Source organism: Paenibacillus sp. sgz302164 (assembly GCF_056120505.1).
In genome coordinates this window covers 272,372-288,324 of record NZ_JBVYOL010000003.1, presented here as the reverse complement: position 1 = coordinate 288,324, position 15,953 = coordinate 272,372, and the positions used below count along the sequence as shown (strand labels likewise).

The window sequence follows — 15,953 nt, the reverse complement described above, 5'->3', positions numbered from 1 at the left end:
ATGTGGTCGTGATGCGCGAACTTCCAGAGAAGTTTTACTATACGTGCGTTACATCACCACCATACTGGGGGCTTCGGGACTACGGGGTGCCACCTAGCGAATGGCCAGAAATCACATATACCCCTATGGCTGGACTTCCGCCAGTCACCGTTCCATCATGGACCGGATGTCTTGGTTTGGAGCCAACGCCAGAAATGTTCGTTGCCCACATCATCTATGTGTTCCGTGAGGTATGGCGGGTTCTGAGGGATGACGGCACCGTCTGGATGAACTTTGGTGATTCGTATGCTGGTGGAGGTAAAAACGCCGGTAACAGCAAACCCCATCCTAAAGCTTATAAGGGCCTTGAGTACCTGGGGGATCAAGTAAAAACAAAGATTCCTAATGCGCTGAAAGCAAAAGATTTAGTCGGGATTCCATGGCGAGTTGCATTTGCTTTGCAGGCAGATGGATGGTATCTGCGGATGGATAATATCTGGAGCAAGCCCAATCCTATGCCTGAGAGTGTGCAGGATAGGACAACTAAGTCTCACGAGTACATGTTCTTGTTTTCTAAGAGTGGGCGGTATTACTACGACAGAGAGGCAATTCAAGAATCTTCTGCATCGGATCACCCCCCCCGGGAATCACTCACATAAAGGTACTGATGCTTACGAATCAGGAGATAGCAAACATCGGACTAAAGCTGGTTTGGTGAAGTACGCGGAGAAGGTAAGGGCGAACTCATTCGCTCGATCTGTAAAAGAGCAGCCACCACCAGGTCAGCCATCACAACATCGGGAAGATCGAGAAGACATCGAATACAGTGGTACGCGAAACAAACGCAGCGTTTGGACAGTAGCGACGCAACCATTTCCAGAAGCCCACTTTGCAACATTTCCTGAAAAGCTAATCGAACCTTGCATCTTAGCCGGAGCGCCCGTTGGTGGACATGTCCTTGATCCGTTCGGCGGCAGCGGCACGACGCGGAAAGTGGCGCTTGAGAATGGCAGAGAATGCACGCTTATCGACATAAATCCAGAATATATTAAAATTCAGGAGCGTCGGACGGAAGTAATTCAGCCTAAAATGCAGTTTTGAAAAAAGCAAGCCTTATAAGGTGGTGTAACAATGAGCAGGCAACAATCCATCCTTGATTTCATTACTCAGTATAATAACTCGAATGGCTACTCCCCGACTTTTAAAGAAGTCAGGGAGGCCGTAGGGTTAAAATCATCTTCTTGCGTTTCTAGGTATTTAAATCAATTGGAAAAGCAAGGGGACATTAAAAGGGCTCCAGGTTCAGCAAGGGCTATAGAGGTCGTAGGAGCCCGCAAACAGACCGATGAGGTAACGGTATTGAAGAAGCACAAAGATATCCCTAGCGTCATTCTATGGCAGGAAAGACGATATGTATATGATCCAATGAGGTGAAATGACGTGTCTGATATTAAATGGATAAAAATAACTACAGACATGTTTGAAGATGAAAAAATCGACTTTATTTCGAGTTTACCAGAAGCTGACGCATTAATTGTTATCTGGGTAAGATTATTAACTCTGGCCGGAAAGTGCAATGCTGGAGGGTACATTCTACTTACTGAAAAAATACCATATACAGATGAAATGCTGGCTCATAAATTCAAAAAACCATTAAATACAATCAGGCTTGCACTAGAAACGTTCCGTCGGTTAGAAATGATTGAAATGGATGAGTTTGGTATATTCATCCCTAAGTGGGAGAAGCACCAAGAGGTTGATAAACTCGAAAAAATACGTGAACAAACACGGGCAAGGGTATCAAATCACCGCAAAAAAAGTAAGTTGGAGCTTCAAAAATGTAACGTTACAGTAACGGAAGAAGTAACGCCAAGTAACGCTATAGAACAAGAATTAGAACTAGAACCAGATAAAAAAGAAGATAAAAAAGAAGATAAAAAAGAAGATAAAAAAGATTATGCGCCTGACGACGCCAAAACCAAACGGAAGTATGCTGATTTCGTTTTTCTGACGGAAGAAGAGTACCGCAAACTCTCCGATCTGCTGAAAGATGAACTTCAAGACTACTTCATTCGCTTTGGAAGTTGGTTAAGCGGACAGACCGCAAGAGTTCAGAAGAGCCGCAGCGCCTATCTCACGATTCTAAATTGGCACCGCGAGGACATTAAGAAACGAGGTGTAAAAAATGCAGTCAATGGGCGACGTTCTGAAAACCATAATTCCGGGGTCGACTTTGGGTTCTGAGATCGGCCGGCATATCTGTGAAGGATGCGGAAACGAAGTCGTTATCATTCAAATGCCAATCTTAGGCGGACCCGACAAAGGAAAACTAATCACCAAAAATCGCGGCTGCGTATGCTGGGAAAATGATCAGGCTCGGGATGCAAAACGGATTCAAAGAGCACTGAAGATCAAGCATATGGTAGACCGCTATAGCACGGTTAATCCGGACTTGAAAAATGCGGAGTTTGATAATTTCGAGGCAGACACGCCTATTTTAAAAAAATCTTTAGAGGTCTCAATCCAGTATGCACAAGAATTCTCGTTTGATAGACCAAAGAACCTGCTTTTCGCCGGATTGTATGGTTTAGGTAAATCACATCTTGCCTACTCGATTTGCAAGTCATTGCAGGCAAGGGGATTCTTGGCGATATTTATCTCAGTGCCGAAACTGCTCACGATCATCAAAAGCACGTACAACAAAAGCAGTGATTTTACGGAGGCTGAACTTCTGGACGTGCTCTCGAAAGTGGGTCTTCTTGCCTTGGACGACATCGGGGCAGAGAAATCGAGAAAGGAAGAAGAGGGCGAGACATGGTCGACGGAAAAATTGTTTGAGATCATTGATGGCAGAAGCGGACGTCATACGATCTACACGACGAATCTAACGTCGGAAGAATTGGCTCGGAAGGTCGGGCAAAGGAACTTTTCGCGAATGATGATGAATACGAAACCGGTCAAGTTTGATGGTGAAGACTACCGAATTAAAAATAAGAGGTTTTAGCCATGCTCGAGCGTCTTCATGATGACCCTCGACCGGAAATCATCCAAGATACAAAACTATGGAATAGGTTGTTTCGCTTAATGATCGAAATGGAAGACAGCAAGAACAGGATGGAGGTAAAAACTGTTATGGATCTTCAAACAAAAATGATGCTTACCGTGGCTGAAATCGCAGAACAATATATGAACCCTGAAACCGAAGGTCAGCCGTGGGCAGTGGCTTGGAGCGGTGGAAAAGACAGCACAACCGTACTCGCACTGCTTTGTCGAGCGCTCCAAATGATACCATCAGCGAAACGGACTCGCGATATTCGTGTAGTTATGTCCGATACAAAAATGGAAAACCCCATTTTGGAACGATACATGCATAGGCAAGTCGATTTGGTCAATGACTGGGCGTACAAGAACAGCATCCCACTCGAAGTTAGAGTCGTTACTCGTGAGAATAACCGCAGCTTTTTCGTCGGTGTGATCGGAAAGGGCTGGACACTTCCGACAAACGGGGATGATCGCTATTGCACCCATATGCTGAAAATCGACCCGCAAAATAAGGCTGTAGAAGATATTAACCCTTGTCTGTTATTGATCGGGTCACGTTCGGATGAGTCTGCCAGGCGGGCAGCTACAATTGAAAAATATCGTGAAGAGAAAGGCAGTCGATTTTCGGTCAGCCCATACAATAAAGGCAGGAAAATTTACTTGCCGATTGTTGATTACTCCACTGAGGAAGTTTGGCAGATTCTGTTGAATCCGCTGCCGTGGGGAAGTAGCGACGACATCCGGAAGCTTTACAAAGATGCAACCGGCGAATGCGCGATTATCAACCCTAATGGAGCGGAAAAAGCGTCGAAATTTTGCGGTGCGCGTTTCGGTTGCTGGACCTGCCCGCCGATTACCAAAGACAAGAGCACGGAAAACATGAGCAAAAAATATGATTGGATGGTTCCATTAACGGAGTGGCGCAAGCTACTCAAAGATGTCCATAATCCGAAGAAAAACCCGCACTTCCGCAGTGGATACCGCAGAGATAAAACACCACTCGGCCCGGGAAAAGGTTGCTTGGCGATCTCTGCGAGGAAGTTCCTTCTAGAAAAACTTCTTCAAGCACAAGAGGATGTAAACCGGCTTCGATCACATGATGCCGACCCTTTGAATCGTGGACCCATCCAACTCATTAGCCCGGATGAAATCGAATTGATACGTGAGTATTGGGTTGAGGATGAGCAAGAGCGACCGTACTTAATCGATAACCGCGAAATGGTTCTCGGAGATTGGGACAAAGCAGATGAGCGAAATGCTGAAAGAAAGGAGTTGAGACGGCAAAAGAAAGAAGCCAAGATAATAGCCGCTGGCGGTGTGGTTCAACAGATTATGTCGATATAAAACAGGGATGAACGTTATTCCTTCGAGCAATCACAAACAAAAACCGAACACCAGTTCTATTATAGGAGGATTTTAAAGGTGAAAATACAAATTCAACAGTCCATTTTAAGCAAACAGTTGGACAATGCAGCTAAGTTCCTACCCAAGAAAGCTCTTATGCCGATCCTATCACATATTGTTTTATCTGCAACTTCTGCTGGATTGGAAATCATAGCGGGGGATACTGATGCATTTATTAAGCCGGTTGTTAAGCAAGAAGATTTCATAATTGAGAAATTAGGAGCTGCTGCAATACCCGGTAAAGAACTAAGCGATATTCTAAATAAATTATCGGGACTGGTTACGATTGAAGTTAAAACTGGTCAAGCGGTGATTAGTACTGGGAAATCTGAATTTGTACTATCTGTAATGGATGCTGAAGAATATCCCGCCTTCCCGGCAGTAACTGAGCCAAACATCACTATGAAGGGCAAGGATTTAAAGGAGCTTATTACTACGACTGTATACGCAGCAAGTACCAATGAAGCCACGCCTATTCTTACCGGGATATTGTTTAGCCAACTGGGTGGTATGTTAAAACTGACAGCTTGTGACCGTCACCGGCTGGCAGCGATTGAAACTGAGAATGAAGGAGAGGAATTTCTTGCAGTAGTTTCAGCACCAACACTGACTGATCTTTCGAAAATAGTAGGTGAGGGAGATTTGGAAATCAGTTTCATAAATTCTTTTATTGTCAAAAACTCTGAATTTACGTTCTATTCCCGGATACTTGACGGTTCATATCCCAATACCAAAGAACTCATACCTACCAGATTTTCAACAGAAGTGACGGTGAATAAACGTGATTTTGCCGAAGCAATTGACCGTGTACGCATCGTTGCGAAAGAAAGTAAAAACAATCTAATGAAAATTAGTATTAGCCAAAATGTAATTACAATCGAGTCAAAAGAAGAAACAAAACGGGCAAGAGAAGAAGTTGACATCAAGGAACTATCCGGCAAAGAACTGGTTATAAACTGCAATGGAAAATACTTGGATGATGCATTGAAAACAATAGGTTCGGCAGAAATAGTCATTAGACTGAATGGTTCAATGGATTCATTTATCATCAGGGGAAAAGATGAATTGTCATATCATCTGATCCTCCCATATCGAACAACAACCTAACAGTTATGGAAGGAAGGTGAACAAATGGAACGTTTGATTCTTCCTGAAATACCTCCAAGCGTAAATCACATGTATGAAAATAGGTCCCATCATTATCGTGATAAAAAAGGTCAACTGAGGAGCCGTAGGATGCGCGTACTAACACCCGCGGCACAACGTTGGTTTGACAATACAGTCATTTTTACAAACTCTTGGAGAAACAAAAATAAATGGATGACGGAACAAGGGAAAGTAATTGTCAGGCTTTGGTTTTACTTCCCTAATCACAACCACATAGATACGCACAACGGATTAAAGGGCTTACTTGATGCCTTTGAAGATGCACTTATATATCAAAATGACCGGAACGCTTTGCCACGGATTATGGATTTTGAAGTAGACAAAGAAAACCCACGGCTGGAAGTCGAATTCGAAAGGATGAATAAAGAGTGAACAATCAAGAAGAGAAAGACCTGAATAGCGACAATGTAACCGAAGATACAAACCAAGTAACATTACGTATCGATGAGAATGTATTTATTGTCCCAAGATATGAAATGGGGGATTGAATCATGGTTGATATTGAGAATACAGAAAAGACAGTTGCAGTCCTCTATGGTGGTGCTGGTGGGTACACAAAGGGAATAATCCGGTCCAAATCCGAAATGTATGGGAAGTTATATAAGTTTCGAGTGTTATGCAGTATCGACTATGATCCTATTGCGAATCATAACCACGATCTACTGCTTGGAGATAATCTCTCTGTGACAATGGATTTGTTTGATAGAGAACAATATATTTCTTTTCATGGTCATGAGCCGCCGGCAGAATGGCATGAGGCGTCAGGTTTGGATATCTGGCAGTCGTTTGGTTGTGAAGTTCCCGACCTAATCTTTTTAAGTCCGCCTTGTAAGGGGTTCAGTGGTTTATTGCCGAAGAAGTCCGCTGAATCAATGAAATATCAAGCTTTAAACAGACTTACGTTGCGCGGACTTGAATTAGTTTTGAAGGCATGTATTCGATATGGCGGCGATTTACCATCATTCATTCATTTTGAAAACGTGCCAAGAATTCAATCCCGAGGCAAAGCGCTTCTTGACCGAATTATACGACTTCTTAAACGATTTGGATTCGAAACGAACATGAGGGCCGATCATAACCTGGGGGAGATTGGGGGCCTTGGTCAAAGCAGGCCGCGTTTTTTGATTCTGGCCAGAAACAAGAGTAAGATTCCTAACTTCACATATCTTCCCCCGAAAAAGCGTTTACGTACTATTGGGGATATAATCGGTCCACTCCCGATGCCTGGCGATACTCTTAGAGGCGGGAAGATGCACAGAATTCCAATGCTAACCAGAAAATCATGGGAAAGGTTATGTGTCATTCCCGCTGGTGGAGATTGGAGAGCTTTGAACAAGGCTGATTGGCAAAATCTTCGTCTTATGTATGAACCACGTGGCGGCGGTGCATTCGGAGTGCAGGACTGGAATGAACCGGGCAATGCAGTGATCGGCAATGTAAGAATAAATGGTAGTAATGGTAGTGCATCAATTGCCGATCCTAGAATCAATCATCAACCGAGAGACGGTTCATATGAAATTACGAACTGGAATGAACCATCGAAAACAATAACTGGCAATACAGCTATTGGTAAAAGTAATGGTGTTTCAGCCATCAGTGATCCAAGGTTGGGGTTAGATATCAATGGTAAAGCGAACATCTATCGGATGCAGAGATTTGAGGAAACCGCGAGCTGTGTAACTGGGGCAATAGGGCCAAGCAATGGTGCCGCATGTGTTTCCGACCCACGCTTGAAAGAACGCGAAGGCAGGCACCCTGCAGTTTATAGAATCGTCCGAATAGATGAGCCTGCACCTTGCGTAACAGGAACAAGATTCGGCAGCGGAGCGATTGCTATTGCAGACCCAAATTTTGAATCCAAAGATCCAAAATATAACCATACCTACAAAGTAACGGATTGGAACGATGTAGGCGGAACAGTAACAAGTGGTGGAGGTCCTTCGAATGGAGGCCATGTTATTGCTGATCCTCGTGTCAAGACGGACCTTCACCCCGATTCTTACGGTGTTCAGGAATGGGAATCGACGGCCAAAACAGTCAGGGGTGCTTCACGAATTATGCAGTCTGCATCATCAATAAGTGACCCCAGGGTGAACGATCGACCCGGGCGTTATACAGATCAATATCGAATGCAGAGTATGAACGAACCAGCGGGAACGGTAACGGGAGTAACGGATATTCAGGCTGGAGCACAACTAATAGCCGATCCTCGAATGAACTGTTCTCCTCGATCCGGAACTATGGGTGTACAAGATTGGAATGAACCATCTGTTACGGTTACAGGAAGCATGGACATTCATGCCGGCGAGGCCGCGGTTGCTGACCCAAGAATACCAGATGTAAATGAACGTTGTGTCATGATTATTATTGCAGAGGATGGAACATGGCACCGGCCATTAACGACTTACGAACTGGCAATGCTTCAAGGGTTTCCGACTCATCTTCCTGATGGCCGACCCTTCCAGTTGGAGAAATGCAGCGACTCTAAGGCGAGAGAGTATATCGGTAATGCTGTCCCTCCTGCAGCTGCGGAAGTTATGGGAAATGTGATTCTAACGGCAATAGCGATGGCCGAAGCAGGCATTACCTTTGAATTTAGTCATGAAGAAATATGGGTACTACCGTCAGGGGAACAACCTGAAATAACTATTCTTCATTAATTATACGAGCCTTCATTTGCATCATGGACAATTTGTAATGAATAAAATGTACGGAGGACGCAAACAGGAGGGATGCCTTTGGAATCCCCTAAGACAGATGATTCTATTGTTTTTATTGGTAAGGACGATGGAAGAGAAAAACGCGTATCCCTCTTTGTAAAGGGTACAGATGGTTGCAATATCGGATTTATTAGAAATTCTAAACCTTCAACTGAACGCGACAGAAAAATTATTCTTGAAACAATAGCCCGAGTAGCAATAGAAACAGCAATGCACAATTCAAAAAAAGAAGCTCAAGAGGAATAAACACTCTGGGCTTCTTTTTTTTATTCATAATCTATATATTAAAATTATTTGGTGTAATCTGTATTGTTAAGACAAAACTACGAAAGATATTGCGCAGCAGCTCTTCATCAGCGAAAAGACCGTGCGTAATCATATTTCCAACGTCATGCAGAAGTTGAACGTAAAGGGTCGTTCACAAGCGGTTGTAGAACTGATCAAGCTTGGGGAATTAAAGATCTGATCCCGGTCAGCGAACGGATCCATGTAAGCCTTCGATGCTTCTTACCCAGGAGCGATTCGAGGGCTTTTTATGTGGAGAAAAAAGCAATCGTGCAAAGGATCCTTTCTCCACAAACGGAGAAGGGACTATTTTTGTTCTTGACCTATACCTTGGGCGTGGGATAATAAAAATAGGAATTTTACCCAAAAATTTTACAGCATAGAGGGGTGGATTATGAGGAAATTTATCGTAATCGTAATCTTGGGCATGATTTTGGTCTATTTGTTGTCGTATGGGAAATCTCTGTTGGACAAGAAGGCGCATGACGCTAATGGCATGCTGAAGCTGTCGTATTGGCAATACAGGGAAGGCGATTCGCCTGCGGGCGAATACGGTAAACCGCTCTGGTCCGATCCGTCCGGGTATGATGGAGATGGATGGAGCCCGGTAAAGCGGGTGCAGCGGTTTGAAAAGAGCGCCGATCCCGGGATGTATTGGATAAAAACGAAGCTGCCCGAACAAACTTGGCGGGACGCCGGGCTTTATTTGATCATTTACGGAAATTATGAGGTTTTTTTGGACAAGTCCTTGATATACAGCTTCGGAACGATCCGTCCTTCAGGGAAAGTAGCTTACGCGGGAACTCCGAACCGCCTGATCCCCCTTCCGCCAGACAGCGCGGGCAAAACGCTGCTAATCCGCGTCCAGGCTACGAGGGATCGCATCGGAGTGGCCGGAGAAGCGACAATCAGCGAACGGAGCGAACAGATTTTGCTGCTTGTCAAAAAAGAAGCGTTCGCGGCGCTGCTTTCCTTCTTATACGGAACAGCGGGTATCGTCGCCTTGATGATGTACAAAAAATCCCGAGGAGAGCCGGCTATGTTTGCCTTCGGATGGTTCGCCCTCTGCCTGAGCATCTACTTGTTTGCCCGGCTAGATATTAAAGATTTTTTTGTTGACGCCCCTCTATTGTGGAGCTGGGTTGAAATGACTTCTCTTTATGCGGGTACCGGGGGTTTTATTTGCTTAGTCAGCCATACGGCGGGGGCGGGCCATTATTTCGTTCTGCGGCGCTTATGGCAGGCAAGTCTGCTGTATGCTTTCGGCGCGGCGGTTTTATCCGGAATCGGAGTCATTCCTGTCCAATCGACGCTGGCCCCGTTTCAACTATTCATGATCGCCTCCGCGCTCATTACTTTCGGGGTTGTTTTCTTGCAGGCAATGAAAAACCGCGCGCAAGCCCAGCTTGTTCTAGCCGCGATTGCCATCGTAACCGCATGCGCGCTTCATGACGTCGCGTTGTTTTTATTTGTGCTGCACAGTCCGTTTACTTTGCTGCATGCGGGTATGCTTGCTATGCTTATTATTTTGTTTGTCGTTTTGCGGTTCCGGTTGACCGACACGTTTCGGGCGTACAAGCGGCAGATTGAGCGCAGCAACGAAGCGCGTTCCCGGTACGATAAGTTAAAGGACAGCTTTTTGACGGTTGCATCCCGTGATTTGCAGACGCCTCTAAGCGGCATTGTCGGGATCGCCCAGTCTTTGCTGGATGATGCAAGCGGAAATGCCCGCAGAAGCTTGGAGCTGATCGTATCCAACGGCAAAAAGCTGAACAGGCTGGTGGACGATATTCTCGATTGGAACAGCTTGAAAAATGAGCGGATTGTTTTGCAGGATCGGGTTTTCCCGCTCAGATCCGCCGTGGACAACGCCGTGCTGCTGCTCCGCCCGCTGCAAAAGCCTTCGGTCTCTTTGATCCGGGAAATTCCGGATATGCTGATTTGTGCGGACGAGGGTAAAATGCAGCAAATTATTATTCATTTGCTCGGCATTGCGCTCAAACTTACGGAACAGGGCTGCGTCAAAATTTCCGCCGTTCAGAAACCGGATGTTTTGCAAATCAGCATCGAAGATACGAGCGATGGGATTCCGGAAGAACAGCTTGACATGATTTTTGAAGAGTTTTATCAAATCCCGTCTCTTGATACTGCGGGGCACCCAGGCCAAGGCTTCGGCCTCCCGATTGCCAAAAAATGGATTGAATTCATGGGCGGGACGATAACCATCCGCTCTGTTCCCGACGCAGGCTCCCAACTTATTTGCGAGCTGCCCGTTCCGGTTTTGGATGGCGGTTTGCAGCATGAAGTAGCGGCAGCGGCCGAAGAGGAAGAAGCGGCGTTCTATCCCGAGATTCACCCGGAAACAGCGACGATCCTCGTTGTGGAGGATGAGGAAGCGGACCGGCATGTCATCCGGAATTATTTAAACAAGCTGCCCCAGTGGAGGCTGGTTTTTGCCGCAAATGCCGAAGAAGCGCTGGAAATGGCGCATAAGGTTTACCCGGATCTAATTTTGCTTGATGTGCTGCTGTCGGACAAGGACGGCTACGAGCTGTGCAAAATGCTGCGCCAGTCGCCGCCGGTAGACGATTTGAAAATCATCCTGTTGACGGCAAAGGGGGCCGATGACGAACAAAAAGGGTATGATGCGGGAGCGGACGAATATCTTGCCAAGCCGATTGACCGCTTCGAATTAATCAACCGGATCAATGCTCATATCCAGTCCAGATGGTTTTTGCGCAAAGAAAGACAGCAGTTTTTTACAGACAGGCAGCTCGAGTTTTTGCGGCTGGCTTTCGAATTCAAGGAGGAGAACAAGGAAAAGCTTGCCGATAAGCTGTATGTAAAGTACGAAACGATTAAAAAAGATGTCAGGAAAATCAATCAATATTTCGCTTCCCGTTCTTTTTCGGAAGCGGCCGTACAAGCCAAGCGCAGAAACATCATTTGACCGCGCCCTGAACAAGAAGAGCCCGCACTCGAACCGGAAGGTCCGAGGCGGGCTTTTGTTCGCTCAAGCGGCGCCATCCCCCCGAAGCAGCCTTCTCCCTGTTCTTCCCGGAGCGCGCCTCTCCAGGCGAGCATCGCGCCGCTGCTTTGCCGCTCCTTTCGGCCGGTGATGGGCCAGGCCCGCTTGATATCACCGCTTTTGTTATGGGGGGGATCGAAATTCCCCCCGGCAAAAAGTGCGGGGGAACACACGTATACTGTCCGGTATTGGGCATCTCCGGTATAAAGGTGTTAGGTTCATCGAACCCAAACCATACCAACGGAGGAATGCTTCATGAAATTATGGAAAATTGTTTTAACTTTGGTTTTAGCGGTAACAGTCATCTTACCTTCCCAAGCGTTCGGCGCCTCCTCGACTTACAGCGGAGTTAGCGGGAAAAGATGGGTGCAGGAATTCCCCGGGTCCAGCAGTGTCAACGATTTGAGCAGCGGCTTCAAACCGAAGGCCGAAAAGTTCATTAAAGCAATGAAAGACGCAGGCATCACAGTTACGGTGAACGCTACTTTAAGGCCTAAAGAGCGCGCCTATTTGATGCACTATTCGTACAAAATCAGCAAAGGGCTGATCAGTCCGAAAGATGTCCCTGCCATGACCGGAGTCAACATCAAGTGGGTACACCCCGACGATGACAAAAGCTACACAAAATCGAAAAAAGGCGCAACGGAAATGGTCAACGCTTACGGCATTGTAGCGGCCCCTGCGCTTGACTCCGATCATATTCGCGGCAATGCGATCGATATGAACTCCCCGGTTACGAAATCGACTTCGATCAAAAAAGCGGACGGCACTTCCGTTACGATCAAAACGTATGCGGATCTCGTTGCAGTCGGCAAAACGTACGGCGTCTATCATCTGATGCCGATCGATAAAGACCCGGTCCATTGGTCCAGCGAAGCAAACTGAATAAGCGTCAAGCTTTTAAAACCGCCGGTACATCCGGCGGTTTTGTCATGCCCGGAGGGCGTTTGCGGCGCTGCATGGCGGGCAGGCATGAGACTTGAATGGCAGGCCGAGCCGATGGAGAAACCTGCGAAAACCCTATGACGCCGTGGACGTCTACTACGTTCTATTTGCGTATAAAGTGCAGGCTGCCCGGGAACCCACACGCCAGAGCTGACCGAACCATTTGCCTAGTTGCGCGAAGAAAAACCTGCAAAAGTACAGTTTTTGCACGACGGATGCGCTGGCCACGACAATTTCCTGCAATTGTGCAGGCTTTTCGCTTTGAACAGGGGCTCAGGTTCATTTTCATCGAAAATTCCTGCACAATCGCAGGCTTTTCGCCAAAATGAGCCATTCGCATGAAAAAAACCTGCACTTTTGAGCACTTTTGCAGGTTCTCCCTCTGCCAGACCACCTTCCTTGCTCCACAACCCGTGCAGGAGAGGCACGGGATGGAGAGAGCGCCTGTCCCCCCGCCGGTTCCTCTACCCCCCGTCACTTTTTCAACAATCTGATTTTCCAGGTTTTTTGCACGTGTATAGAGATGTGCAGAGAGGGCGGTTTTCTCGCGCTGACAATAAACTTTGTCCCTACTTGGACAAAAAGTAGTTATAAATCGGACAAAGCCCCGTATACATAGTAGTACCGGAAAGCAGAGTACAGGCTAGACGCGAGGGAAGAGGCAGTTGCAAAACTGCGTACCATTAAAGGAGGAAACAAGCATATGAAACATCAAAATTGGATTCGTTCAGCCGCTATCGCGGGGGTGATTGCCTTGCTGACTACGGGGTGCTCGATTTGGGGCTCCGGGCAAAAAGGCGACATCGATGCTCCTCCGCAAGCCGGTGCGGAGACAGACGCCAAGACAACCTCGTCAGCGGTAACGATCGATATGGCGGCGGACAATTCGTCGCAAATGACGGTTTATGTGAAGGACGCGAAAGGGTTTGTCGCGCCTGTAAGTCTGGGATTGCCGAAGACGCAGTCCGTAGCCCGCACAACGCTGGAGTACATGGTCGACGGAGGCCCGGTTGCGAGCTTGCTTCCTTCGGGATTTCAGGCGCTGCTTCCGAAAGGTACCAAGGTGCTCGGAGTTAATGTGCAGGCGGAGAAGAAGCAGGCTGTGGTGGACTTTTCCAAGGAGTTTTTGAATTATGACCAGCAGGATGAGCGCAAAATTTTGGAAGCAATCACGTGGACGCTTACCGGATTTCCGACGGTTGAAAAAGTGCAGCTTCGCGTGGACGGCAAAGAGCTGAAAGAAATGCCGAAAGGCAAAACGCCGCTGGATACGCCGATGTCGCGTCTGATGGGCATCAACATCGAGAAGGCGGGGGATGCCGACTTCGGCCAGGCGACTCCGGTTACACTGTATTTCATGAATCAAAACGATCAAAATTACAAATATTATGTACCTGTTACTCGCCTTGTCAAAAGAACCGACGATGTCGCCAAAGCGGTTGTCGACCAGTTGATCAAAGGGCCGGATCAGAAAAAAGGCTTGACCGCGGTCATGAACGCGACGACCGAAGTGAAAAGCGTAACGAAATCCGACGGGCTGATTACAGTCGATTTCTCCAACAAGCTGCTCGGAGCGGATCAAAAAGCTTCCGCAGACGCGCTGCAGTCGGTGATCCTATCGCTCACGGAAAATACGGGCGCCAGCAAGGTGCAAATCAAAGTGGACGGCGCCGTAAAAATTACGTCGACCGACAATCAAAACTACAGTAAACCCGTATCACGCCCAGCACATGTAAATCCGGTGAAGCTGTAGGCTGACCGGCTCACGACCTCTACGCGGCCGCTTGTTCGAAGGGCGACTGCGCTAGAGGTCTTCTCGATTACGAAATTCAAAAAAATGTAACTTTCCACATTTAAATGGAAATAAAACGGAAAATTGTTGGGAAAATCCCCTATTTTTTTTACAAAAGCGCTGCACTACATTACAATGATGCATATGGAAGAAGAGCTTCCTACCGGAAGCCCACAGGAGGAGAACTGCATGATGAGAATCAATGGAAGAACAAATGACGAATTACGGCCGATGAAAATAACCCCTCACTATAACAAACACGCGGAAGGGTCGGTGCTGATCGAGGTAGGAGATACCAAAGTCATCTGCACGGCGACCATCGAGGAGCGCGTCCCTCCTTTTATGAAAGGGCAGGGCAAAGGCTGGGTGACGGCGGAATATTCCATGCTGCCGCGGGCTACGCAGGTGCGCAATCAGCGCGAAGCCGCCAAAGGCAAGCTGGGCGGAAGGACGATGGAAATTCAACGGCTTATCGGCCGCGCGCTGCGTTCCGTCGTTAACCTGGAGGCGCTTGGCGAACGCTCGATCACGCTGGATTGCGACGTCATCCAGGCGGACGGCGGCACGCGGACGACGTCCATTACGGGGGCGTTCGTGGCGATGGCTTTTGCGATCAATAAGCTGGCAACGGATAAGCATTTGGCAAAGTTCCCGATCAACGACTTTCTGGCGTCCGTCAGCGTCGGCGTCATCGGCAGCGCGTCCCGTCTGGATCTCAACTATGAAGAGGACTCCCAGGCGAAGGTGGATATGAACGTCGTGATGACCGGGCAGGGCAAATTCGTGGAAATTCAGGGAACCGGCGAAGAGGCGCCGTTTTCGCGTCAAGAGCTGGATGAACTGCTCGCTCTGGCGGAGTCCGGCATTCGGACGATGATCGAGGAGCAGCGGAGGGTGCTCGGACCGATCAGTGATCGCATACGAGGGGTGCAACATGCAGCTGCAGAGTAAATTTGTCGTTATCGCAACGCGCAACGAAGGAAAAGTCAAGGAGTTTGCCGAGCTGTTCGGGCAAAAAGGGTACAAAGTCCGCAGCTTGGCCGATTACACGGATTTGCCGGACATCGTGGAGAGCGGCTCCACGTTCGCGGAAAATGCGCGCATCAAAGCACAGGTCATATCCGCGCATTTGCATGTGCCTGTGCTGGCGGACGACTCCGGCCTGTGCGTAGCCGCTCTCGGCGGAGCGCCGGGGGTGTACTCCGCCCGGTTCGCCGGCGAGGATGCCGCGGACGCCGACAACAACGCCAAGCTGCTGCGGGAGCTTGGCGCCATTCCTCCAGCGGACAAGCCCGCCGCCCAAAGCGGGCATCCGGAGCTGCTCAGCGAAGCTGCCTTCGTCTGCGCCCTGGCGCTGATCGATCCGGTCGGCAACGAGCTCGTTGAAGCCGAAGCGAGCTGTGACGGCTATATGATCGGCGAGCCCAGGGGCAGCGGCGGTTTCGGCTACGATCCGCTGTTTTACATTCCCGCTCTCGGCAAGACGATGGCGGAGCTGACGATCGAAGAAAAAAACCGGATGAGCCACAGAGCCAAGGCGCTTCGCATCTTTTTGGACAAGCTTTCCGCGAATTAGGAAAAAACAATAACA

The 15,953-nt window shown here is 47.9% G+C and carries 13 protein-coding genes and 2 pseudogenes; all 15 read left to right on the top strand.

Annotated elements, in window-relative coordinates; genetic code table 11:
- Positions 1-11: 11 nt before the first annotated feature.
- Positions 12-1,080: pseudogene (locus tag AC0LWT_RS06885) on the top strand (DNA-methyltransferase).
- Between the two features lie 30 nt (positions 1,081-1,110).
- Positions 1,111-1,413, top strand: coding sequence for a LexA family protein (locus tag AC0LWT_RS06880; protein WP_474680483.1), 303 nt, complete (start codon positions 1,111-1,113; stop codon positions 1,411-1,413).
- Positions 1,414-1,419: 6 nt separating this feature from the next.
- The gene (locus AC0LWT_RS06875) at positions 1,420-2,223 is read left to right on the top strand and encodes a phage replisome organizer N-terminal domain-containing protein (protein WP_474680482.1); all 804 of its coding nucleotides are present in this window, start codon (positions 1,420-1,422) and stop codon (positions 2,221-2,223) included.
- Positions 2,165-2,983 carry an ATP-binding protein gene (locus AC0LWT_RS06870; RefSeq protein WP_474680481.1) on the top strand — a complete coding sequence of 273 codons (819 nt, stop codon included), beginning with the start codon at positions 2,165-2,167 and terminating at the stop codon, positions 2,981-2,983. Before AC0LWT_RS06875 ends, AC0LWT_RS06870 begins: the two co-directional genes overlap by 59 nt.
- Before the next feature lie 2 nt (positions 2,984-2,985).
- Positions 2,986-4,365, top strand: coding sequence for a phosphoadenosine phosphosulfate reductase domain-containing protein (locus AC0LWT_RS06865; protein ID WP_474680480.1), 1,380 nt, complete (start codon positions 2,986-2,988; stop codon positions 4,363-4,365).
- A gap of 78 nt (positions 4,366-4,443) precedes the next feature.
- Positions 4,444-5,532 (top strand): DNA polymerase III subunit beta, encoded by a 1,089-nt coding sequence (gene dnaN, locus AC0LWT_RS06860; protein ID WP_474680479.1) that lies wholly within the window; start codon positions 4,444-4,446, stop codon positions 5,530-5,532.
- A gap of 24 nt (positions 5,533-5,556) precedes the next feature.
- Entirely contained in the window at positions 5,557-5,964 is a 408-nt protein-coding gene (locus tag AC0LWT_RS06855; protein ID WP_474680478.1) for a RusA family crossover junction endodeoxyribonuclease, read from the top strand.
- Positions 5,965-6,083: 119 nt separating this feature from the next.
- A complete protein-coding gene (locus AC0LWT_RS06850) occupies positions 6,084-8,252 on the top strand; it encodes a DNA cytosine methyltransferase (protein ID WP_474680477.1) in 2,169 nt (722 codons plus the stop codon).
- Between the two features lie 78 nt (positions 8,253-8,330).
- Positions 8,331-8,558 carry a hypothetical protein gene (locus tag AC0LWT_RS06845; protein WP_474680476.1) on the top strand — a complete coding sequence of 76 codons (228 nt, stop codon included), beginning with the start codon at positions 8,331-8,333 and terminating at the stop codon, positions 8,556-8,558.
- A 70-nt stretch (positions 8,559-8,628) separates the two neighbouring features.
- Positions 8,629-8,778, top strand: a pseudogene (locus tag AC0LWT_RS06840) (helix-turn-helix domain-containing protein); the annotation flags it as partial.
- Between the two features lie 213 nt (positions 8,779-8,991).
- The gene (locus AC0LWT_RS06835) at positions 8,992-11,547 is read left to right on the top strand and encodes a response regulator (RefSeq protein ID WP_474680475.1); all 2,556 of its coding nucleotides are present in this window, start codon (positions 8,992-8,994) and stop codon (positions 11,545-11,547) included.
- A 333-nt stretch (positions 11,548-11,880) separates the two neighbouring features.
- Complete coding sequence (locus tag AC0LWT_RS06830) at positions 11,881-12,510, top strand: hypothetical protein (RefSeq protein ID WP_474680474.1); 630 nt, start codon at positions 11,881-11,883, stop codon at positions 12,508-12,510.
- Between the two features lie 763 nt (positions 12,511-13,273).
- Positions 13,274-14,323, top strand: coding sequence for a GerMN domain-containing protein (locus tag AC0LWT_RS06825; RefSeq protein ID WP_474680473.1), 1,050 nt, complete (start codon positions 13,274-13,276; stop codon positions 14,321-14,323).
- A gap of 228 nt (positions 14,324-14,551) precedes the next feature.
- A complete protein-coding gene (gene rph / locus AC0LWT_RS06820) occupies positions 14,552-15,313 on the top strand; it encodes a ribonuclease PH (protein WP_474680472.1) in 762 nt (253 codons plus the stop codon).
- Entirely contained in the window at positions 15,297-15,938 is a 642-nt protein-coding gene (locus AC0LWT_RS06815) for an XTP/dITP diphosphatase (RefSeq protein ID WP_474680471.1), read from the top strand. Before rph ends, AC0LWT_RS06815 begins: the two co-directional genes overlap by 17 nt.
- Positions 15,939-15,953 lie beyond the last annotated feature (15 nt).